Genomic DNA, 22,997 nt, shown 5'->3' on the forward strand with positions numbered 1-22,997 from the left:
ATCTATTTATTATAAATTGTTTTTGACATTTTGACAAGACCATACCCTGCTAGGAGTACTAATCTTCAGCGACAAAGCCGTCATTTTCGATAAAGTGGTGTTCTGTCATTCCTTGGTCTGTAAAGACAATCCCATGAAGGACACCACCATAGACAGCTCCGCCGTCCATCCCAATCTTGCCATCTTCTGTAGTCCAAAGCTCAGCAGTACCTCGCTCTTGCTTTAACAAACCATAAACCGGTGTATGACCAAAGACAATAGTTTTCCCAGTATGATTTTCGGCTTCGTGGAATGGTTTTCTAAGCCATACTTTCTTGTAATCTGTGGTTTCATGCCAGTCATCCAAGGTCAAATCAATACCAGCATGTACAAAGATATACTTATCTGTCTCTACCACAAATGGCATTTGTCGAATAAATTCGACCAAGTCTGCTGCTTCAGTAGCAACACGCTTGGCATCTTCTACTCCGTCAACTGGGGCATCCAAGGGACGACCTAGGATAGAGTTAATAGTTGTATCTCCACCATTGCGACGATAATGGTCATAACTTTCTTCTGGGTCATCTAGCCAAGTCAAAAACATATACTCGTGATTTCCTGACAAACAGATTGCCCCTTGATTGTCCACTAAGTCCTTGACCATTTCAAGGACACGGCGACTATCTTCACCACGGTCAATCAAGTCCCCTAGAAAGAGCAACTGGGTCTGACCATCCCATGTTTTGAGAAGGTCTTCCAGCATCCCAGCTTTTCCGTGAACATCTCCAATTACATAATAGTCTGTCATCTTATTTCTCCTTGTTTCTCAACAATTCTCTGGCTTGCGTCAGGGCTGCTTCCGTCACATCATCACCTGCCAACATCTTAGCAACTTCTTCCACTCGCTCTTCAACCGTCAAGAGACGAACAGTCGAAACCGTTGAATGCTCATTGCTAATCTTCTCAATAAAAAATTGATAATCTGCAATCGCAATCACTTGTGGCAAGTGGGAGATAGCTAGAACCTGACCATGTTGGCCAATCTTGTGAATCTTCTGTGCAATAGCCTGAGCTACACGACCTGAAACTCCTGTATCCACTTCATCAAAGACAATACTTGTCTTGCCTTCTTTACGTGAAAAAGCAGACTTGATAGCTAGCATGAGACGGGATAATTCCCCACCGGACGCAACCTTGACCAAGGGTTTAAAGTCTTCGCCAGGGTTGGTTGAAATGTAAAACTCAACCATTTCATTGCCCTCACGACTGAATTTGCCCTTGCTAAAACGAACCTGAAACTGGGCTTTTTCCATATACAGGTCTTGCAGTTCTTGTTTAATCTCTGCTTCGAGCTGCTGGGCCAAATCATGACGAGCAGATGCAAGCTGACCTGCCAAATCAACAAGATTGACTTCCAATTTTTTAAGCTCTGCTTCCATGTCCTCAGACGAAAGGTTATTGCCTGTCAAGAGATTGTATTCTTCCGTAATCTTGGCAAAATAAAGCAAGACATCGTCTACAGTCCCACCATACTTGCGGGTAATAGTATGAAGGAGGTCCAAACGATTCTCAACCTGCATGAGACGATTGCCATCAAAATCAAGGTCCTCAATAATAGCTTCCAGACGCTTGCTAATGTCTTCTAAGACATAGTAGGTCTCAGATAGTGAGCTTGAAATTTCACGGTATTCAGGATCGTACTCTTCGACACTTTCCATGTCATTCATAGCTGAACGAACATTGGCTAGACTTGAAAAATCTTCATTGTCCAACATGCTGTAGGCATTGGTCAACGTATCCGCAATATTTTTATGGTTGAGGAGTTTCTCTCGCTCTTGATTGAGAACCAAATCTTCTCCAGCCTGCAAGTTTGCTGCCTCAATCTCTGCCATTTGAAATTCCAACATTTCAATACGAGCCTTGTGTTCCTGTTGGTTTTTCTTGACTTCCAGAACCTGCTTACGCATTTTACGGTAGGCATCAAAACTCGTTTGATAGGTTTCTTTCAAGGCCCAAAAGGCTGTATCACCAAATTCATCCAACATCTGGATATGCAGTTGGGGACGCATTAACTCCTCTTGGTCATGCTGACCATGAATATCTACCAGATGTTGCCCAATAGCACGCAAAACAGATAGATTGACCATCTGGCCATTGACACGGCTGATACTACGACCGTTTTGCAGAATTTCCCGACGGATGATAATTTCATCACCTAATTCTAAACCTTGCTCATCAAAAATTTCCTGTAAAAGGCGACTATTCTCAACTGAGAAAAGCCCCTCAATCTCTGCCTTTGGCGCACCATGACGAATAACATCTGTCGTCGCACGAGCTCCCAACATCATATTCATGGCATCAATGATAATCGACTTCCCTGCACCTGTTTCACCGGTCAGAACCGTCATCCCCTTTTCAAAATTGAGAGATATAGCCTCAATAATGGCAAAGTTTTTTATCGAAATTTCAAGTAACATATAGACCTACCAATTTTTTACTTGTTCAAAGATTTCCTCAGCTAGACTTTCACTTCTGGCAATGACTAAAATCGAACTATCATCAGCTAAACAGCTAAAAATCTTGTCCGCAAACGTCTCGGTTAACTGAGCTTTTACAAAGGCTGTATTTCCTGGAATAACTTGGAGATTGATCATCTTGTCCATCAATTCAGCCGATTCGATATTGTCTTCAGCCAGTTGCAAACTTTTTACGATTGATTTTGGCAATTCATAGACATAGGTGTTGTCTCTCAAAGGGATTTTGACAATACCTAGTTCTTTGATATCTCGTGATACCGTCGCTTGAGTGGCAGTGATGCCTGCTTCTTTCAAATGTTCTACAATTTCTTCTTGTGTACCGATTTGATAATCTGTCACAAATCGTCTAATTTTTTCAAGTCTCTCTTTTTTATTCATTTTTAAATTGACTATGCGCCCTCTCTACTACTTCTTCAATCTCAGCAAGAACCTGATTGCTTGCTGACTCTTCTTTTTTCAAATACGCTAAAAATTCAATATTTCCATGACCACCTTGGATGGGAGAAAAGTCCAATCCAAGGACTGAAAAGCCTTCCTCTACTGCCATAGCTGTGACAGATTCAAGAACATTCTGGTGCACCTTAGCATCTCGAATAATTCCATTTTTCCCAATTTGCTCACGGCCTGCCTCAAACTGGGGCTTAACCAAAGCCACAACCTGACCTTGATCAGATAACACACGGTGTAAGGCCGGCAAAATCAGACTAAGGGAAATAAAACTCACATCAATACTGGCAAAGCTCGGTTCCTGCTCGAAATCAGTCTTTTCTGCATAGCGGAAATTGAACTGCTCCATGCTGACAACTCGTGGGTCTTGGCGTAGTTTCCAAGCCAACTGGTTGGTACCAACATCGACTGCAAAGACCAACTCAGCACCATTTTGCAACATGACATCGGTAAAACCTCCAGTAGAGGCACCGATATCAATCGTTGTTACCCCTTCTACTGACAAATCAAAGACCTGCAAGGCCTTCTCCAGTTTCAAGCCACCACGACTGACATACTTGAGTTTCTCCCCCTTGAGTTTCAGCTCAGTGTCGTCCGGGATTTTCTCTCCTGGTTTGTCAAACCGTTCTCCATTCAGGACTGCTACGACTAGACCAGCCATGACACCGCGCTTCGCCTGTTCTCGCGTTTCAAACAAGCCCTGTTTATAAGCTAGTACATCCACTCTTTCCTTAGCCATTGATTCTCAAACTTTCTACTACACTAACAATCGATTCTATCTCAAAGGGAACCTGCTGGGCAATTTCTTCTAATTTTGCATTAGCTTGATCCAAGGTTTGGTTACAAAAGGCAATTGCCTCTTCCAAGCCTAACAAGGCTGGGTAGGTTGACTTCTCTGCCTGCAAGTCCTTTTGTGGAGTCTTGCCGATTTCCTCAAAACTAGCTGTCACATCTAGCACATCGTCTCTAACTTGAAAGGCAAGTCCAATCAATTCGCCAACAGTTTTCAGCTTCACCTGCATTTCAGGTACTAATTCAGCTATAATGGCTGCAGCTTGGAAGGGATAAGCTAGTAACTTCCCAGTTTTATTGGCATGAATGGTTTGGAGCTCTTCCAAAGACAAATGCTGGTGTTCCCCTTCCATGTCCAAAACCTGCCCTGCTACCATGCCTAAACTTCCTGAAGCAAGCGATAAGTTGGCAATCAAGTCCACCTTGATCTGACTTGGCAAATCTGCCTGCGCTATCAAGGCGTAAGGATCTAGGAACAAGGCATCTCCTGCCAAAATGGCCATAGCTTCACCGAATTTCTTGTGATTTGTCAAGCGTCCCCGACGATAATCATCATCATCCATAGCAGGAAGGTCATCGTGAATCAAGCTCCCTGTATGAATCATTTCCAAGGCAGCAGCCACCTGCGCGTGAGCAGGTTTAATAGCGACCTGCAAGGCTTCCAAAACTTCCAACAAGAGAAAAGGCCGAATACGCTTGCCACCAGCATGAATGGAATAGAGAACCGACTCTCTCAAACTAGAGGCAAACTGCTGGTCTCCATAAAAGTCTTCCAAAGCCGACTCAACAAGAGCTAATTTTTCTTGCTTTTTCATTCAAAATCACTTTCTGTTCCGTCTTCTTGCATGACCTTGACCAAGGTCTTTTCAGCCTTGTCCAGCGTCGCTTGGAGCTCTTTTGACAAGACCATGCCCTTTTGAAAGGCTGCAATCGCATCTTCCAAAGCAATTTCACCATTTTCCAAACTTTGGACAATAGTCTCCAGTTCTGCAAGATTTTCCTCAAATTTCTTTTGTTTTGACATCTTTAACCTCTAATTCTACTTGACCATCTCGCATCAAAAGCGTCACTTGGTCTTTTTTCTTCAAACTCTCAACCGAATCTACAACGGACTCTTCTTTTTTGACAATAGCATAACCACGCGCCACGATTCGGCTAGTATCCAACATCAACAAGGCTTCCGAAAGTCGCTTCACTTCAGCAACCTTGGCATCATAAACCAGCGCCATTTGGCTACGTAGGAGCTTGTCTAACTGACCTAGACGATCTTGATAACGTTGAATTTTGGTAACAGGTGATAACTGAACCAGTCGATGCGTCCTTGCTTGTACTATCTGTTTGTTATCAGAAATCAGTGTTCGCAAACTTTGTTTTAAGCGCAGTTGCAGTTGATCCAAGCGTTGCAAATAACCATCATATAACCGCTCTGGCTGTCTAAAGATAACAGACTGACTGCATTTTTTCAAAGCTTCTTGTTTCTTAGATAGGACATTTCGGACTGCTGTTGTCATTCGTTTTTCTTGATTTTGCAAATGAGCCAATACATCCAACTTGGTCACAGGTGTTGCTAGTTCAGCAGCTGCTGTTGGCGTTGCAGCTCGTCGATCTGCCACAAAATCTGCCAAGGTCACATCCGTCTCATGCCCCACACTAGAAATGATTGGCAAACGAGATTCAAAAATAGCTCGTACCACAATTTCTTCGTTAAAGGCCCAGAGATCCTCGATGGAACCACCACCACGACCAATAATCAGCAAATCCAAATCGTCACGTTGATTGGCACGCGCAATATTTCGAGCAATTTCTTCTGCCGCTCCATCACCTTGAACCTTGGTCGGATAGAGAAGAATGTCCACACCTGGAAAGCGCCTGCTGACGGTCGTGATAATATCTCGAATAACAGCTCCACTGCGACTGGTTACTACACCAATTCTCTTAGAAAATTGAGGCAGAGGTTGCTTGAAGCGTTCTTGAAACAGGCCTTCTTCTGTCAATTTTTTCTTGAGTTGTTCAAACTGAATCGCAAGCGCACCAACTCCATCAGGCTCAGCCTTTTCAATGATAATAGAGTAGCTTCCACTTGGTTCGTAGACCTGTACACGCCCAATCACATTGATTTTCATCCCTTCTTCCAGGTCGAAACCCAATTTCTGATAAATTCCAGACCAGATGGTCGCTTGAATAACTGCATGGTCATCCTTTAGGGAGAAATATTGGTGAGTAGGTCGTTTACGAAAGTTGGAAACTTGACCAGTTAAATAGACCCGTTCCAAATAAGGGTCTTTATCGAATTTCATTTTCAGATACTTGGTCAAAGTTGTTACTGATAAATACTTTTCCATCTCCACCCACTATTCATTTTCTTGCTCTTTCATGGGTATTATTATACCAAAAATATGCCTAAAAATCTCCATTTATGTACCATTATGAGGGAAAAATAAAAAAAGGAGGCAAAGCCTCCACATCTGTTTATTTGCTGTTTCGAGCTTCTTCCAAAATCTTTTCAATCTTGGTCGTCAACAGATCGATAGCAACTGTATTGCTAACCCCTTCAGGAATAACGATATCCGCATAACGCTTGGTTGGCTCAATAAACTGGTGATACATAGGTTTAACTACACCTAAGTACTGGTCAATAACGCTATCAAGACTACGGCCACGCTCCTCCATATCACGCTTGATACGACGAATAATGCGCACATCATCATCTGTGTCCACAAAAATCTTGATATCCATCAAATCACGCAGACGCTTGTCCTCCAAGACCAAAATCCCCTCAACGATAAAGACATCTTGAGGCTCTTGACGATAAGTCTTGCTACTCCGTGTATGCTCTGTATAGTCATAAGTCGGAATGTCCACCGGACGCCCTGCCAACAATTCCTTAATCTGCTCGATCATCAAGTCTGTATCAAAGGCAAAAGGATGGTCATAGTTAGTTTTGACACGCTCTTCAAAGGTCAAATGAGACTGATCCTTGTAGTATGAATCATGCTCAATCATGGAAATCTTTTCATCAGGGAAATGCGATAAAATGGCTCTTGAAACACTGGTCTTACCACCACCAGAACCACCTGTCACTCCGATAATGATTGGTCTATTTTGCATGCTATCCTCCGTTTTTTTATCCGTCGTCTATTCTATCACATTTTTTGTAAAATTTATAGTCTGATTTGAATAGTCTAGGGGAAGAATTCCATCCCCAAACTCCAGTTAGATTAGATAAAAACCTTCCTTGGCTTGTAGAGATTGCCTCGTTTTTCTAAAATGGCTAGCAATGTATCGCCTTCAAAAGCAGCCAATTCTTGGTCTGTTTGGTCTAGTTCGATAAAACGACCAAAGCGCACTTCTGTAGCCTCTTCTGGACTTAGGAAAACTTTGACAAGGTCCCCTGTCCCAATCTCTAGAGGGTGGAGAAAATCTAATTGCCCATCCTCCACTTTTGCAGCAATTTCTTCCAAGGTCAGGGCATCTTCTAGCTTCAAACCTGCAGCACTAGTCCGTGTCAAATGGGACATATGGGCCGCATAACCAAGCTTCTCTCCCAAGTCAACTGATAAAGTGCGAATATAAGTTCCCTTACTGCATTTCACACGAAAAGTAAAGCGTGCAAGTTCACCATCATAAGAAATCGGACTTGTCCGCTCAAAGCTATAAATAGTTACCTGACGTTCTGGACGCTCCACTTCCTGACCAGCACGCGCATACTCATAGAGCTTACGACCATTGACCTTAACAGCCGAATACATAGGGGGAATCTGAGTAATAAGCCCAGTCAAGCTAGCAATCGCTTCATCGACAATGGTTTCATCCAAGGGCGACAAAACAGGGGTCTCTGCGACCACTTCCCCACTGGCATCCTCAGTCGTTGTTGAATAGCCCAGAGTGATTTCCCCCTCATAGACCTTGCCCTCATCCTGCATAAATTCGACCATGCGTGTCGCTTTGCCAACCGCAATAGGCAGAACTCCCACTACATCCGGATCCAAGGTCCCACCATGACCGATTTTCTTGATTCCCAAAATCTTACGCAGTTTAAAAACCGCATCATGCGAGGTCATCCCCGCTTCTTTTTTTAAGTTGATAATACCGTTCATTTTTGCTTTCTCACTCCCCCTTCAATGCTTCAAATTTCGCTTTCATGGTTGGATTTTTCCGGGTCAATTTTTTAACTGAAACATCTTCCAGTTTATTATTTGCAAGACGAAGTTGGTTTTCGGATGTGGTCAGGAATTTCTTAACCTCTTCCATACGCTTAATGGCCTTGTCGATTTCATCAATAGCTTTGCCAAAGTTGGTCGAAGCTGAATTATAGTTCTTAGCAAAAGCTAGCTTGAAGGCATCCAAATCTTCCTCAAAATGCGTAATATCAATATTTTGCTCCCGAACTAAGGCCAACTCCTGCTTGTATTTCAAAGAATTAAGCGCCGCATTACGCAAGAGTCCAATCAGCTGAATAAAGAACTGAGGGCGAACCACATACATCTTTTCATACTCGTGGCTGACGTCAACAATCCCTGTGTTAAAGTAATCGTTATCGGCCTCAAGCATGGTCACCAGAACGGCATATTCGCAATTCTTTTCACGACGGTCCTTGTCCAATTCCTTGTAAAAATCTGCGTTCTTATGCTTCTTCTCTGTCCCGTCAGCTTCGTTTTTCATCTCAAACATGATAGAAATGATTTCTACTCCATTTTCATCACTCTCACGGAAAATAAAGTCCCCCTTAGACCCACGCGCAGAGACCTTGTTATCCTTCTCAAAGTAGGCATTTGGAAAGGCAAAACTGCGGACCTTGTTAAACTCACTTTCCGCATACTGTTCCAGACTTTCACCGATAGCCTTGGTAGATTGTTGAGCCTTAAAATTCTTGTAAAATTCGACTTGTTCACTAGCTGCTTTAAGTTGGGCTTCGTAATTCTGCTTAACAGAAGCCAAAGACAACTCATTTTCCTTTTCTTGCAATAGCAACTGATTTTTGACCTGATCTCGTTCTTTTTCAAGGTCAGAAAGGGTCTTTTGCAGTTGATTTTCATGCTCCAAACGCAAGGTGGCCAATTGGTTTTCCAAGGACTGTACTTCCTTGTCCTTAGCCAAGAGAGCCTGATGGCTTGTCTGTTCAACCTCTTTCTTAGCCAACTCTTTCTCTGTATCAAAGTTTTGGATTTGACTCTGCAATTGCGCGATTTCTTGGTCTTTTTGAGCTAGTTTAGACTGTTGCTCATTCATAGCCTTTTGCTCAGCCAAGGCTAGTTCCTGCCTCATGCGATCGTGCAGTTCCTTATCAAACTCTGCCGTTCTTACTTGGGACAAGAGTTCGGCATACTGGCTTTCATTTACTGTAAAAACTTCCCCACAGTTGGGACATTTGATTTCGTTCATATCTTTCCTCTTTCTAGACTTCTGTAACCATTATATCATGCCTGAGGGAAAATCAAAAACAGTGAGTCGAAACCCACTGTTTATCTTCTTTTACTTTAAATTTTTTCTAAGGCCAAACGCAAGTCTTCAATCAAATCCTCTACATTTTCAAGACCTATTGACAAGCGGATTTGGTTTGGTGTGACACCAGCTGCTTCTAGGTCTTTTTCTGACAACTGACCGTGAGTGGTTGTTGCTGGATGAACAACCAGAGATTTGGCATCTGCCACATTTGCAAGGTCAGAGAAGATTTCCAAATTATCAATTACCTTGCGGGCTTCTGCCTCCCCACCTTTGACATGGAAGGTAAAGATTGAACCAACACCTTTTGGCAAATATTTCTCAGCCAAGGCATGGTAAGGACTATCAGCCAGTTTTGGATAATTTACCTTCTCTACCTTAGGATGGTTGACAAGGAAATCAACAATTTTCTCTGCATTCTGCACATGACGTTCCACACGAAGTGAAAGAGTTTCAAGTCCTTGAAGTAAGAGGAAAGCATTAAATGGTGACAAGGCTGCACCTGTATCACGGAGCAATTGGACACGAACAGCGATAATAAAGGCTGCTGCACCCACATCACGAGTATAGCTCAAATTGTGGTAACTTGGGTCTTCCTCAACAAATTGAGGGAATTTCCCTGAAGCCGCCCAGTCAAAACGACCACTGTCAACAATCACTCCTCCAATAGTTGTACCATGCCCACCGATAAACTTAGTCGCAGAGTGAATAGCAATATCTACACCGTGAGAAAAGACATTAATCAAGTAAGGTGTGGCAAAAGTGTTGTCAGAAACAAGTGGAATCTGATGTTTATGCGCAATCTCTGCCAATTTTTCCAAGTCAGGAATGTTAATCAAGGGGTTACCCAAGGTTTCAATCAAAACAAGCTTGGTATTGTCATTGATAGCTGCTTCCACTTCCTCCAAATTATCCACATCGACAAAGGTTGTTGTGATACCATAACGAGGAAGGGTTTCTTTCAAGAGATTGAAAGTCCCACCGTAAATAGTTGATGCTGCCACCACGTGGTCACCAGCATGGGCAAGCGCCAAAATCGTATAAGTCACTGCGGCCATACCTGAAGCTGTTGCAAGAGCTCCAACACCACCTTCAAGTGCAGCAATTCTTTCTTCAAAGGCAGCTGTTGTAGGGTTGGTGATACGAGTATAGATATTACCTGGCTTTCTCAAGGCAAACAAATCGGCACCTTCCTGCGTGTCATCAAAAACAAAAGATGTTGTCTGATAAATTGGCACTGCACGAGACTTGGTAGCTGGATCCACAACTTGACCAGCATGTAGTTGCAAAGTTTCAAATTTAAAATCACGAGTCATAAAACGACCTCCAAATAGTTTGATTAAGGATATTGTAGCACCTTAAGGTATAGTTTACAAATATCAGTTTTCTATATTTTGATATAAGAAATAGCTATTACCCTATTTTAAAAACGAAAAAAGCACGACTTAATCGTGCTCATTTTCTTAATCTACATAAGTATCTTCATTTTTATTTAGGAAAGCATATGGAAGACCCATCAAGAGGCCTCCTCCGATAAAGTTTCCAATGAAGGTTACACCCCAGTGACGAAGCATATTTCCAACACCAAAGTTAGCAATTGAATCCGCAGCAACACTGAATTTCACAATCGCGAAAGAAGCAAAGTTCGCAGCGATGTGCTCGTTTGTTAAGAATACAAACATGTAAATTGCTGATAAAACGAGCCATAGTTTAGCGCCGCCATCTTTGACCAAAACAAATGAAAGAATCGCAATATTAACAAAAATATTTGCCAGAATAGCCTCAAGTAAGACTAATTCATTTGAACGGCCTAACTTCATCTCAACAACACCTGAAATAAAGCTATCGTGAGTCAGATTTGCATAGGCTGCCGAATGAGCGAAGCCCCAACCTGCTATCAAGGCTCCGATAAGGTTGAACAAGGTACAGTACAGTAAAATCTCTGCTGTTTTTCTCCAAGAGATTTTTTTCAAGAAACTACCAGCAGTCAAGAACATCATGTTTGATGTTACCAACTCGGCATTCAAGAAAACAATGTAGGCCAATCCCCAAGCAAAGACAAATGGGAAGAGGAAGCGTCCACTACCTGGTGCGATTTTATTAATCAAGTCAGCCCCAACTGCACCAGCAGCTGTACTGAAGGTTAAAAATGCACCTGCAAACATAGAACGAATCGCATACTTAAATTTGCTTTTATTATAAAGACTTTCCTTCTTCTTACAAGCAAATTCAATCTTTGAGATAAATTCTGAAGAAACCATAATAAACTCCTAAAACTTTTATTTGTGATAATTATATCACAAACTTTAGAATTAAGGAAACGTTTTCTGTATTTCATAAAAGTTTATTTTACAAAAATATTAAAAGAATCAATGAAACTTAATCTTCACTGATTCTTTTAGAACTAATAAAATTGTTTATATGGTTGATTGAAGGCTGTTAAAATTTCGTCAGATGTTTGTGAATAATCTTTTGTTTCTTTCAAATCACCCTTTACAATGATCCGCTCAGTAGCTGCTGCATCCTCACAAGTTACTAAAGTAATTTCATCAACACCAGTTCGGTCATCAATTTCATCTACTCTATCTGGTGTAACTCGTTTCACTTCACTAATTTCATAGGTATACACTTTATTCTTATCTGTCAAGTGAATTTTCATCCCTTTTTTCGCACGATCTAGTGGAGAAAAAAGCATCTGACTAGCATTATCACCTGTGAAAATATGATGGCTAGCTAATGAATAATTCCCTTTACCCATTTCTTGGTCACGCTTCATGGTACCCGCACCATATAAAAGATTGACATTTGCAATCCCCTTAAAGATAGGTAAATTAATTTCAAGCTCAGGTATTGCAATTCCTCCGATAACAGGTAATTTTTGATTATCCCATTGAGAGGCTAAAACAGCTTCAGAGGAAATGGCTTTTACTGAATCAAAATCAAAATTTCCCTCTGTGTCCTGATTTTCTTCTATTTTTTCTTTTGATACTTGACTAACTTGGTATTTATTACTATTCCAAGCAATAAAAGCGTCACGAATCTTTGCATTAAAAATTAAAGCAATAGAGATCAGTATGAGAAAAACAGCCAATATATTTGTCAGCAGATTTTTTCGTTTGTTTTTCTTCTTATTATTTTTTTGAGACATTATGCTTCACCTTCTGTTTCGTTTTCTGTCCCAACTTCTTCTTTTTCTGATGCTGCTACCGTTGTAAAGGTCACAATTTTAGCATCTTGGTCCAGGCGCATCACCTTAACTCCCATAGTTGAGCGCCCTGTTTGTGAAATATTGGCAACGTTGGTTCGAATCATGACACCTGTATCAGTGATAATCATCAGGTCTTCATCACCTTTAACAGTCAAAAGACCTGCAAGAGAACCGTTCTTTTCTGTAATCTTAGCGGTTTGCATCCCTTTACCACCACGACCTTTAGTTGGATATTCGGTCGCAACTGTTCGCTTACCATACCCCTTTTCTGTGATGATAAGAACCTCGTCCTGGTCTGTAATCACACTAGCACCAACAACTGTGTCTCCGTCACGAAGGTTAACACCTTTCACACCAGTGGCGATACGACTCATACCACGAACAGCTGATTGATTAAAGCGAACTGCATAACCAAACTTTGTACCAATGATAATATCCGTGTCCTCTTCTGTCAGCAAGACATTAATCAACTCATCTTCATCTTTGAGGTTCAGTGCTTTAAGTCCATTTTGACGAATATTAGCAAATTCCTTAACGCTGGTTCTCTTCACAATACCATGACGAGTAGTGAAGAAGAGATAAGCATCATCACTACGTTCAGACTCAACATTAATGATGGTCTGGATACTTTCACCTTCATCTAATTTTAAAAGATTGACAATCGGCAATCCCTTAGCTGTACGGCCATACTCAGGAATTTCATAGCCTTTCAGGCGATAGACACGTCCTTTATTTGTAAAGAAGAGCAAATGATCATGCGTGCTAGTTGATACTAACTCACGAACAAAATCGTCATCCTTAACACCTGTGCCTTGAACACCGCGCCCCCCACGTTTTTGAGCGGTAAATTCGCCTTGGTCCAGACGTTTGATGTAACCCTTGTTAGACAGTGTAATTAAGACATCAGCTTCTTCAATCAAATCCTCATCTTCGAGGCTTAAGACTTCACCAACCATCAATTCAGTACGACGTTGGTCTCCAAACTTACGCTTGACTTCATCTAATTCATCTTTAATAATTTGAGAAACACGCTCTGGCTTAGCAAGAATATCTGCTAAATCGGCAATCAGAGCCAAGAGATCATCATACTCAGACTGAATCTTATCACGTTCCAAACCTGTCAAACGACGAAGACGCATATCAAGAATGGCTTGACTTTGACGTTCAGATAACTTGAATTTACTCATCAACTCAGCTTGTGCTTCCGCATCCGTTTCACTAGCACGGATGATACGAATCACTTCGTCGATGTGGTCTAGAGCAATCAAGAGACCTTCTAAAATATGAGCACGCGCTTCTGCTTTTTCCTTATCAAAACGAGTACGACGAACAACCACTTCTTTTTGGTGCTCGATATAAGCATCCAAAATCTGACGAAGAGACAAAATCTTCGGCACCCCATTTTGGATAGCAAGCATATTGAAACCAAAGTTGGTTTGCATCTGGGTCATCTTGAAGAGGTTATTGAGGATAATATTTGCGGATGCATCTCGTTTGACCTCGATTACGAAACGAACTCCTTCACGGTTTGACTCATCACGGACTGCTGTGATGCCCTCAATGCGTTTTTCCTGAACCAAACGAACAATATGCTCATGCACCTTGGTTTTATTAACCATGTAAGGAAATTCCGTTACAACGATGCGCTCACGGCCAGTCTTAGTTTCTTCAATTTCAGTACGAGAACGAAGCACAATGGAGCCCTTACCGGTTTCGTAAGCCTTATGTATACCCGATTTTCCCATGACAAGGGCACCAGTTGGAAAATCTGGACCAGGCAAGACTTCCATCAAATCCTTAGTGGTCACTTCAGGATTGTCCATGACCAACTTCACAGCATCAATAGTTTCACCCAAGTTATGAGGTGGAATATTGGTCGCCATACCGACAGCGATACCAGTAGCTCCATTAACTAAAAGATTTGGAAAACGAGCTGGAAGGACTAAAGGTTCACGTTCATTGGCATCATAGTTATCAACGAAATCAACCGTATTTTTATTGATATCACGAAGCATCTCCAGAGCAATCTTGCTCATACGTGCCTCAGTATAACGCTGGGCGGCAGCACCATCACCATCCATGGAACCAAAGTTCCCATGACCATCTACAAGCATGTAACGGTAACTCCACCATTGAGCCATACGGACCATGGCTTCATAGATAGAGGAATCCCCGTGTGGGTGATATTTACCCATAACATCCCCTGTAATACGAGCAGATTTTTTATGAGGTTTGTCTGGAGTAACACCCAGTTCATTCATTCCGTAGAGAATCCGACGGTGAACAGGTTTCAAGCCATCTCGAACATCAGGAAGAGCCCGCGCTACGATAACACTCATGGCGTAGTCGATAAAGCTCGTCTTCATCTCCTTTGTCAGATTGACATTCACTAAATTTCTATCCTGCATTAATAAATGCCTCATTTCACTATTAGTATAAAATATATTATACCATAATGTCCGCCATATTTCAGGTATCTAAAACCACTAAAACGTTTACATCAAGAACTGCAAAGCATATCCGTGACAAAGCTTTTTAAAAGTGATAGAATTGAAATAACTGGGGAAATCCCTGAATAAAATTAAGGAGATGTTTAGAATAATGACTTCAACTAAACAACACAAAAAAGTTATCCTTGTCGGTGATGGTGCTGTAGGTTCTTCTTACGCTTTTGCACTTGTTAACCAAGGAATTGCACAAGAGCTTGGAATTATCGAAATTCCACAATTGCATGAAAAAGCTGTTGGTGACGCGCTTGACCTTAGTCACGCCCTTGCTTTCACTTCACCTAAAAAAATCTATGCAGCTCAATACTCTGACTGTGCAGACGCTGACCTTGTTGTAATCACTGCAGGTGCGCCTCAAAAACCAGGTGAAACTCGTCTTGACCTTGTAGGTAAAAACCTTGCTATCAACAAATCAATCGTAACTCAAGTTGTTGAATCAGGTTTCAAAGGTATCTTCCTTGTTGCTGCTAACCCAGTTGACGTCTTGACTTACTCAACTTGGAAATTCTCTGGATTCCCTAAAGAACGCGTTATCGGTTCAGGAACTTCACTTGACTCAGCTCGTTTCCGTCAAGCACTTGCTGAAAAATTGGATGTTGATGCTCGTTCAGTGCACGCCTACATCATGGGTGAACACGGTGACTCTGAGTTCGCTGTTTGGTCACACGCTAACATCGCTGGTGTAAACCTTGAAGAATTCCTTAAAGACACTCAAAATGTTCAAGAAGCTGAATTGATTGAATTGTTCGAAGGTGTTCGTGATGCAGCTTACACAATCATCAACAAAAAAGGTGCAACATACTACGGTATCGCAGTAGCCCTTGCTCGTATCACTAAAGCAATCCTTGACGATGAAAACGCAGTACTTCCACTTTCAGTATTCCAAGAAGGTCAATACGGAGTTGAAAACGTCTTTATCGGTCAACCAGCTGTTGTTGGGGCACACGGTATTGTTCGTCCAGTAAATATCCCATTGAACGACGCAGAAACTCAAAAAATGCAAGCATCTGCTAAAGAATTGCAAGCTATCATTGACGAAGCATGGAAAAATCCAGAATTCGAAGCAGCTTCTAAAAACTAATTGTAACTAGGTTCTCATTTAATGAGAACTCCACACCGAAGACAAACATCATTTTAGTGTTTGTCTTTTTTATTTCTTCAGCTCTACTATCCTTAAAATAAGTTGAACCCTCTATAAAATACTTTTCAATGCAAAACAAAAAACTTTCCCTCCCTGTTTTCCTTGCTTTTTCCGAACTAAGTCAATCTTAACTTCCAGTTGCTCACTTATAAACTTAGCTTTATTATCTAACACTTGGTAAGTATATTTGTGGTTAAGCGTGTAATAATCAACATGATTGCAATCGTAGTCTCATTTTTTTATGAAACATGGCAAACATCTCACAACTTTTCTTACCCCTATTTTACGATTTCACACAAAGAAAAACCCTTAGAAACTTTTAGTCTAAGGGCTTTCTATTCAATCTGTCACTTATGAAATGAGAACTTTTTCTTTTACTATAAAGTCTAAGATTGTACTTTTAAAAATATTACTTATCTCACTTCTTATGTCTTATATTGGAAACTCGAATACAAACACAACAACTCAAATATACTCTCACCATACAATAGATAAAATAACCTGTAGATGATACTATGAAAAATGATAAGATATAGCTTTAAAACATTTTATTCCTGCAATCTCTCATACAATTCTTGCATTTGCACATCATCTGGAACCAGTTTTAAGTAAGCTTGAGCATTGACTTTTGCTTCTTCAAAGTAGCCCAATTCACGCAAGAGATAGATATAGTGTTCCAGAAATTCGGGATTGTCCTTCAAATCTCCTGCCAACTCTTTGTAAAGCTCATAGGCAGTATCCAAATCATCCACTTCTTGATAGGAACGAGCAATCATCCACTTGGTCAAAAGATTCTCTGGCTCATCACTTTGTAAGTCTAGAATATCCTCATAGCGCTCCTGTTCTAGATAAATAGTTGCTAAACGGAGTAAAATTTCTTCTGTATCCTCAGCGTCTGCTTTAGCAGTAAGGAGGTAGTTTTCTGCACCACTAGCATCATGTAATTCATAAGAAAATTGTGAAGCCGCTAACAAGAGTCTTGTTTCAAAAGGATTTTTCTCCAAACCTTGCTTAGCAATACGCAGGGCTTCTTGAACTTGATGTTCCTTATGTAAGGCCTGACTGTAACCATACTCATAGCCTTCAAAATCAGGTGAAATGGTATCAAGTTGCTTAAAGTAGAGGACAGCTTTTTGGTATTCTTCTTGATCAAAGTAAAGACTGGCCAACTCAAAAGCTGTTAGGTCATCGTATTCTAACTCCAGGGCTTTTTCTAAAAACTCTGTAGCTGTTTCAAATTTCCCCAACTGTGCATAGGCAAAGCCAATCCGTTGATAGGTAGAAATGCCTGTTTGCTCATAAATAGTACGATTATCTAATTGCGCATAGCCTTGAATAGCTTCTTGGTAATTTTCCAACTCACTATCCAACTCTGCTAATCCCAATATCAAAAGAGGATCCTCTGAATAACTCAACGCCTCCAGCAATTTTTCACGCGCCACATCTGTCAAACCTTCCAGCTGGTAAAGATCTGCCTTCAAGGCCAAAGCCGACACATACCAGTCACTGTCAGCTTGGATTTCCTCAAGATAGGCAAAGGCTTCTTCGATTTGACCATCTTCGCTAGCAATAGCCGCCAGATTAAGATGAACCTCTGGAAAGTTCTCTACGATTTTTAGGTAAATCTCCTTAGCCTGAGGATAAAAACCAATCCCTTCAAGATAAGTAGCTAACTCATACAGAAGGTCATTTGGATCATTTTCTAAAGCTTTGACGAAATAATGTTCTGCCTTAACTAAATCTTGCTCTTCCAAAGCCTGTAACATCTGTTGACTATTGTTCACTCTTGACTTCCTCTCCCTCTAGTTCATATAGACCACTGACTACCTTGTACCATTCGAAAATGGCTGAAATGACAACCTTAGCAGAGGCATAAACTGGAATACCGAGCAAGACTCCCCAGATACCAAACATGGATCCTGAAGTTAACAAAACAAAGAGAACATTAATGGGATGGATGTTTAATTGACTTCCCAAAATCAATGGAGAGACAAAACGGCCTTCAATAGTTTGTTCTACGATAAAGACAATCACAACTTTCAAAAGCATGACTTGCCCAGCAATCAAGCCCAATACTAGGGCAGGAAGCATGGCTAAGAAGCTACCCAAATAAGGAACCAGATTTAAGATACCAGCAGTAACACCCAGAGTAACCGCATAGCGTAGACCAATGATTTTAAAGAAAATCATAAACATTACCGCAACAATAATAGCTACTGTTACTTGCCCTCGAACATAGTTGGACAACTGTTGATTCACATCTGATAAAACTTGTCCAACAGGTTCTTTCAATTTCGTTGGCATGAATTGGGTCAAATAGTGACGTAGTCCTTTTCCATCACGTAAGAGATAAAAGAGCATGAAAGGAACGATAATCAAGGCAACAATCACTTGAGAAGCCCCGCTAATAAAGGCGCTCACCCAGTTGACTGCCTGAGAAGAAACTTTACTTGCCCAAACTGTAGCCTGACTTGAGAAGTTTGTCAAAACTTGCTCTAACTGAGGCCTGAAATCATCTGGTAAACGCTTAGTGACCAAATCATCAATAACTCGATCAGCATCTTCGAGGTAGATTGGTACATTTCTTGCAAATGTTAAAACTTGACGTTGCAGATTTGGAATAGCTACTGCCAAGCCCCAAATGATAAAGAGAGCGATAATGACAAAGACAATACTGATGGCTATGACCCGATTAATCTTATGCTTCTCCATCCAATCAACTATAGGATTTAATAAATAGTATAGTAAACCAGATAGAATGACTGGCAACATCACGACTGCCAAAAAGTCTAAAACAGGTGAAAATAAGAAACTAATCTTGCTTAAAATAAACAGATTGAGTCCCAATAATAAGGTTACCAAAAATACCGTAATGGCCTTGTTATCCAAAAACCACTTGAAAAACCAAGATAGGCTAAAATGTTTCTCTTTTTGCTCCATAAATACTTCCTTTCTATTGTTCTCTCATTATACCATTTTTAAATCAAAATAACTCTTTTTTAAAGTGCTTACATACTACTCAATTGCACCGCATAGCATATTATAAATTCATTTTGTGATATAATAGACTTATCTTTATAAAGAGGTATAGTCATGAAAGAAACTGTTTATTTTGGAACTTATACACGTCGTACTTCCCAAGGGATTTACAAGGCAGACTTTGATACAGAAACTGGTCAGCTTTCAAATCTAGAACTTTTTGCACCTGAACCAAGTCCGACCTACCTTGTCTTTGACCAGCACCAACATTTATACACTGTTGGTAGTCAAGACGATAAGGGGGGCATTGCAGCCTATCAAACTGATGGAACCTTATTAAATCATGTCGTGGAAAAAGGAGCTCCCCACTGTTATGTTGCCGTTGATGAAAAGCGTGATTTGGTGTACGCGGCAAACTACCACAAGGGACAGGTCCTTGTTTATAAACGCAAGGAAGATGGCAGTCTTCTACTTAGTGATGTAGATCAACACAGTGGCCAAGGTCCACATGAGAATCAAGCTTCTCCCCATGTTCACTTTACTGATTTAACACCTGACAACTATCTAGTGACCTGTGATTTAGGAACTGACCAAGTAATTACTTATGATCTTGATCCAGAAGGGAAATTATCTAAACTCTATACCTATCACAGCCAGCCAGGAGCAGGCTCGCGTCATATCATTTTCCATAACCACTATAAAATTGCTTATCTGATTTGTGAACTCAATAGCACTATAGAAGTTTTAATCTACGATGGTGTTGGCGAATTTGAACGCATGCAAGTTATTTCAACTCTACCAGACGGTTATGAAGGCTTTAATGGTACTGCTGCTATTCGTCTCTCTAAAGACGGTAAATACCTCTACGCTTCTAACCGTGGTCATGATTCTATCGCAGTATATACAATCCTTGCGGACGGTAGTTTAGAGTTGTTAGAAATCGTTCCGACACATGGTCAGACTCCACGTGATTTTGATTTGACACCGGATCAAGAATTTGTCATTGCTGTCCATCAGGACTCTGACAATGCAACCGTCTTTAAACGCAATCCTGAAACTGGTCGTCTAGCAGAACTTTCTAATGACTTCCATGTCCCAGAAGCAGTCTGCATCAGTTTTGCTAATTAACATAATTATAACTGATCAACTAACGGAGCTACACACCAAAGACAAACATCATTTTAGTGTTTGTCTTTTTTATATCTACAAATTACTTTCCTCAAAAAAGATGTAACCTTTCTCAAAACAATTTTTCCATGAAAAGTAAAAATATTTCACAGCCATCATTCATTTGTCTCACACATAACGGAGCTAGACGGACTAATAGTGACATAATGAAAAAGAACCTTGCAAAGCAAGATTCTTTTAGTGTCTGACTTAAATAATTGTTCTTCTGGGAACTAAATCGAATTAAGCTTCGATTTCTGTAACCATACCTGAACCAACAGTACGTCCACCCTCACGGATAGAGAATGTAGTACCTTGTTCTACGGCGATTGGGTGGATCAACTCAACGTCGATTGTCACGTTATCACCAGGCATTACCATTTCAGTACCTGCTGGAAGTTCGATTGAACCTGTAACGTCAGTAGTACGGAAGTAGAATTGTGGACGGTAGTTGTTGAAGAATGGAGTGTGACGTCCACCTTCTTCTTTAGTAAGGATGTAGACTTCACCTTTGAATTTAGTGTGTGGGTTGATTGAACCTGGTTTAGCGATAACTTGTCCACGTTCGATTTCGTCACGTTGAACACCACGAAGAAGGACACCTACGTTATCTCCGGCAAGACCTTCATCAAGTTGTTTACGGAACATTTCAACACCAGTAACGACTGCTTTTTGAGTTTCTTCTTTGATACCAACGATTTCGATTTCGTCGTTGACTTTAACGATACCACGGTCGATACGTCCTGAAGCAACTGTACCACGTCCAGTGATTGAGAATACGTCTTCGACTGGAAGAAGCAATGGTTTGTCAGTGTCACGTTCTGGTTCTGGGATGTACTCATCAACTGTGTTCATCAATTCCATAACGATGTCTTCGTATTTAGTGTCACCTTCAAGGGCTTTAAGAGCTGAACCTTGGATAACTGGAAGATCGTCACCTGGGAAGTCGTATTCTGACAATAGGTCACGGATTTCCATTTCAACCAATTCAAGCAATTCTTCGTCATCAACCAAGTCAACTTTGTTCATGAAGACGATAAGGTGTTTAACACCAACCTGACGTGAAAGAAGGATGTGCTCACGAGTTTGTGGCATTGGTCCGTCAGTTGAAGCTACTACAAGGATAGCTCCGTCCATTTGAGCGGCACCAGTGATCATGTTTTTAACGTAGTCCGCGTGTCCTGGAGCGTCGATGTGAGCGTAGTGACGTTTTTCAGTTTCGTACTCAACGTGCGCAGTGTTGATTGTGATACCGCGTTCGCGTTCTTCTGGAGCAGCATCGATAGACGCATAGTCTTTAGGTTGGTTAACTGATGAAGGCAAGCGACGTGCCAAAACAGTTGTGATAGCTGCAGTTAGGGTAGTTTTACCGTGGTCAACGTGTCCGATAGTACCAATGTTAACGTGTGGTTTACTACGATCGTATTTTTCTTTTGCCATTTGAGTAAAAGCCTCCAATAAAATATATTTTATAGATAGACAGTAGGCAATACAGTCTAACTTTCCTTACTATTTTATCAAATTTCAGCTAAATTGCAAGTGTTTTACAAAGTTTTTGTGAATTATTCTTAATCTACTAATCTAAACGGTATTTCTACTCCCATCACTTCTTTAATGAAAAAGAAAAATCAGGAATTTCCTGATTTTTACTTAGCTAATTCTCTTTCTCGTTCTTTCATTATTTTATGATTTTCATACAAACGTGATAAAAACTTAGAAATTTCTTTTAAGATAGAATAGGTTGGTACTGCGACAATCATGCCAATGACACCATAGATATTACTTGATAACAAAAGTAATACTAAAATCGTAATTGGATGAACCTTCATCACTCCACCAACGATTCGAGGGTAAAGGATGTTCCCATCTACTTGTTGAATAATCAACATATAAACAACTGCAATCAGCATTCTATGAGGATCAGTAAAGACATTGGCGATAATCATCGGAATCAAACCAATACTTGGTCCAACATAAGGAATGAGATTGGCCAATCCTGAAAAGATGGCAAAGACCAAAGCGTATTTCAAACCAATCACGCTATATCCGATAAAGGCCAAACAACCAATAATAATCGCATCAATAGCAACTCCACTAATATATCGAGCAATTGTAGTATTCAAATTTTTTAAAAGACCTGTAATATGCAACTTATCTCGCTTTAAAACAGTACGCTCAAGCATCGGCAAGAATTTGTGGCCATCTAACAAAAAATAAATTAAAAATACAGGTGTCATGATAATAATCAAAACAGTACTAAAGAGCGCAGATAAGACACTTCCAACACTATTCGTTACACTATTTAGGATATTCTGTAGAATATCTACATAAGAGAGATTTAACTGTTGAATAGTCGCTTGAATATCTAAATTTTGAAAGGCTGGATAAGTGGATAAATCGATAATCAAATCTTGCAGACGACTGTAGATTGTCTGACTTGTAGCAATCAAACTTGTCAGCTGATTAATCAAAATCGGTAAGAGATAGACGACCCCAATAACTAGCCCACAAACCAAGGCGCACAAGGTTAGTAGAATACCAATGATACGGTTAATTTTGAAATACTTTTGTAAAAAATTTACAATAGGATTGGTCAAATAATATAAAAAACCACCTAAAAGAAAGGGAATCATTATAGTGTTTGCGACACTTACAAAAGGCGTTATAATCCCACCCATCTGTCTCCATAAATAAAAGATGATGGTTAATAGTAAAATCTCACTGGTCCAAAAAAATAATTTATTCTTACGAAACATGAAGTACCTCCATTTATCTATTTTACCACACTTTCAAAAAAG

The 22,997-nt window shown here is 40.6% G+C and carries 20 protein-coding genes; 2 read left to right on the plus strand and 18 right to left on the minus strand.

Annotation, left to right across the window (positions count from 1 at the left end):
• Positions 1-58: 58 nt before the first annotated feature.
• The 14 genes from B7696_RS04200 to gyrA form a co-directional block, all read right to left on the minus strand.
• Positions 59-787, minus strand: coding sequence for a metallophosphoesterase family protein (locus B7696_RS04200; RefSeq protein WP_000133350.1), 729 nt, complete (start codon positions 785-787; stop codon positions 59-61).
• A gap of 1 nt (position 788) precedes the next feature.
• On the minus strand, positions 789-2,456 hold the full coding sequence (gene recN / locus B7696_RS04205) for a DNA repair protein RecN (RefSeq protein WP_000923588.1): 1,668 nt from the start codon (positions 2,454-2,456) through the stop codon (positions 789-791).
• Positions 2,457-2,462: 6 nt separating this feature from the next.
• Positions 2,463-2,894 carry an arginine repressor gene (locus B7696_RS04210; RefSeq protein ID WP_001034401.1) on the minus strand — a complete coding sequence of 144 codons (432 nt, stop codon included), beginning with the start codon at positions 2,892-2,894 and terminating at the stop codon, positions 2,463-2,465.
• A complete protein-coding gene (locus B7696_RS04215; RefSeq protein ID WP_001041086.1) occupies positions 2,887-3,702 on the minus strand; it encodes a TlyA family RNA methyltransferase in 816 nt (271 codons plus the stop codon). The genes B7696_RS04210 and B7696_RS04215 overlap by 8 nt, the downstream gene beginning before the upstream one ends.
• Positions 3,695-4,570: a polyprenyl synthetase family protein gene (locus B7696_RS04220; protein ID WP_024057654.1), complete on the minus strand. Its 876-nt coding sequence runs from the start codon at positions 4,568-4,570 to the stop codon at positions 3,695-3,697. Before B7696_RS04220 ends, B7696_RS04215 begins: the two co-directional genes overlap by 8 nt.
• Complete coding sequence (locus tag B7696_RS04225) at positions 4,567-4,779, minus strand: exodeoxyribonuclease VII small subunit (protein WP_000043226.1); 213 nt, start codon at positions 4,777-4,779, stop codon at positions 4,567-4,569. The genes B7696_RS04220 and B7696_RS04225 overlap by 4 nt, the downstream gene beginning before the upstream one ends.
• A complete protein-coding gene (gene xseA, locus B7696_RS04230) occupies positions 4,757-6,097 on the minus strand; it encodes an exodeoxyribonuclease VII large subunit (protein ID WP_084862345.1) in 1,341 nt (446 codons plus the stop codon). Before xseA ends, B7696_RS04225 begins: the two co-directional genes overlap by 23 nt.
• Before the next feature lie 127 nt (positions 6,098-6,224).
• On the minus strand, positions 6,225-6,863 hold the full coding sequence (gene udk / locus B7696_RS04235; RefSeq protein ID WP_001181377.1) for a uridine kinase: 639 nt from the start codon (positions 6,861-6,863) through the stop codon (positions 6,225-6,227).
• A 110-nt stretch (positions 6,864-6,973) separates the two neighbouring features.
• Entirely contained in the window at positions 6,974-7,852 is an 879-nt protein-coding gene (gene truB, locus B7696_RS04240; protein WP_084862346.1) for a tRNA pseudouridine(55) synthase TruB, read from the minus strand.
• A gap of 10 nt (positions 7,853-7,862) precedes the next feature.
• Complete coding sequence (locus B7696_RS04245; protein ID WP_084862348.1) at positions 7,863-9,137, minus strand: DUF2130 domain-containing protein; 1,275 nt, start codon at positions 9,135-9,137, stop codon at positions 7,863-7,865.
• Between the two features lie 95 nt (positions 9,138-9,232).
• Positions 9,233-10,513: an O-acetylhomoserine aminocarboxypropyltransferase/cysteine synthase family protein gene (locus tag B7696_RS04250; protein WP_000196319.1), complete on the minus strand. Its 1,281-nt coding sequence runs from the start codon at positions 10,511-10,513 to the stop codon at positions 9,233-9,235.
• 147 nt (positions 10,514-10,660) lie between these two features.
• On the minus strand, positions 10,661-11,458 hold the full coding sequence (locus B7696_RS04255; RefSeq protein ID WP_084862350.1) for a formate/nitrite transporter family protein: 798 nt from the start codon (positions 11,456-11,458) through the stop codon (positions 10,661-10,663).
• Between the two features lie 143 nt (positions 11,459-11,601).
• Positions 11,602-12,345, minus strand: a complete 744-nt coding sequence (locus B7696_RS04260; RefSeq protein WP_084862353.1) for a class A sortase — start codon at positions 12,343-12,345, stop codon at positions 11,602-11,604.
• Positions 12,345-14,813 (minus strand): DNA gyrase subunit A, encoded by a 2,469-nt coding sequence (gene gyrA, locus B7696_RS04265; RefSeq protein ID WP_084862355.1) that lies wholly within the window; start codon positions 14,811-14,813, stop codon positions 12,345-12,347. Before gyrA ends, B7696_RS04260 begins: the two co-directional genes overlap by 1 nt.
• A gap of 193 nt (positions 14,814-15,006) precedes the next feature.
• Here gyrA and B7696_RS04270 point away from each other — a divergent pair, with 193 nt between their 5' ends.
• On the plus strand, positions 15,007-15,993 hold the full coding sequence (locus B7696_RS04270) for an L-lactate dehydrogenase (RefSeq protein WP_020901464.1): 987 nt from the start codon (positions 15,007-15,009) through the stop codon (positions 15,991-15,993).
• A 608-nt stretch (positions 15,994-16,601) separates the two neighbouring features.
• Here B7696_RS04270 and B7696_RS04275 read toward each other — a convergent pair.
• Entirely contained in the window at positions 16,602-17,837 is a 1,236-nt protein-coding gene (locus B7696_RS04275) for a tetratricopeptide repeat protein (protein WP_192856283.1), read from the minus strand.
• Entirely contained in the window at positions 17,827-18,993 is a 1,167-nt protein-coding gene (locus B7696_RS04280; protein ID WP_084862357.1) for an AI-2E family transporter, read from the minus strand. Before B7696_RS04280 ends, B7696_RS04275 begins: the two co-directional genes overlap by 11 nt.
• 153 nt (positions 18,994-19,146) lie before the next feature.
• Here B7696_RS04280 and B7696_RS04285 point away from each other — a divergent pair, with 153 nt between their 5' ends.
• Positions 19,147-20,160, plus strand: a complete 1,014-nt coding sequence (locus tag B7696_RS04285; protein WP_084862359.1) for a lactonase family protein — start codon at positions 19,147-19,149, stop codon at positions 20,158-20,160.
• 282 nt (positions 20,161-20,442) lie between these two features.
• Here the strand turns inward: B7696_RS04285 and tuf are convergent, their stop codons facing one another.
• Together tuf and B7696_RS04295 are read right to left on the minus strand one after the other, a co-directional pair.
• Positions 20,443-21,639, minus strand: coding sequence for an elongation factor Tu (tuf, locus tag B7696_RS04290; protein ID WP_001040726.1), 1,197 nt, complete (start codon positions 21,637-21,639; stop codon positions 20,443-20,445).
• A gap of 206 nt (positions 21,640-21,845) precedes the next feature.
• Positions 21,846-22,955 (minus strand): AI-2E family transporter, encoded by a 1,110-nt coding sequence (locus tag B7696_RS04295; protein ID WP_023947789.1) that lies wholly within the window; start codon positions 22,953-22,955, stop codon positions 21,846-21,848.
• Between the last annotated feature and the right edge of the window lie 42 nt (positions 22,956-22,997).

The organism is Streptococcus mitis, from assembly GCF_002096815.1.
In the GTDB taxonomy this organism is placed as follows: Bacteria; Bacillota; Bacilli; order Lactobacillales; family Streptococcaceae; genus Streptococcus; species Streptococcus mitis_AD.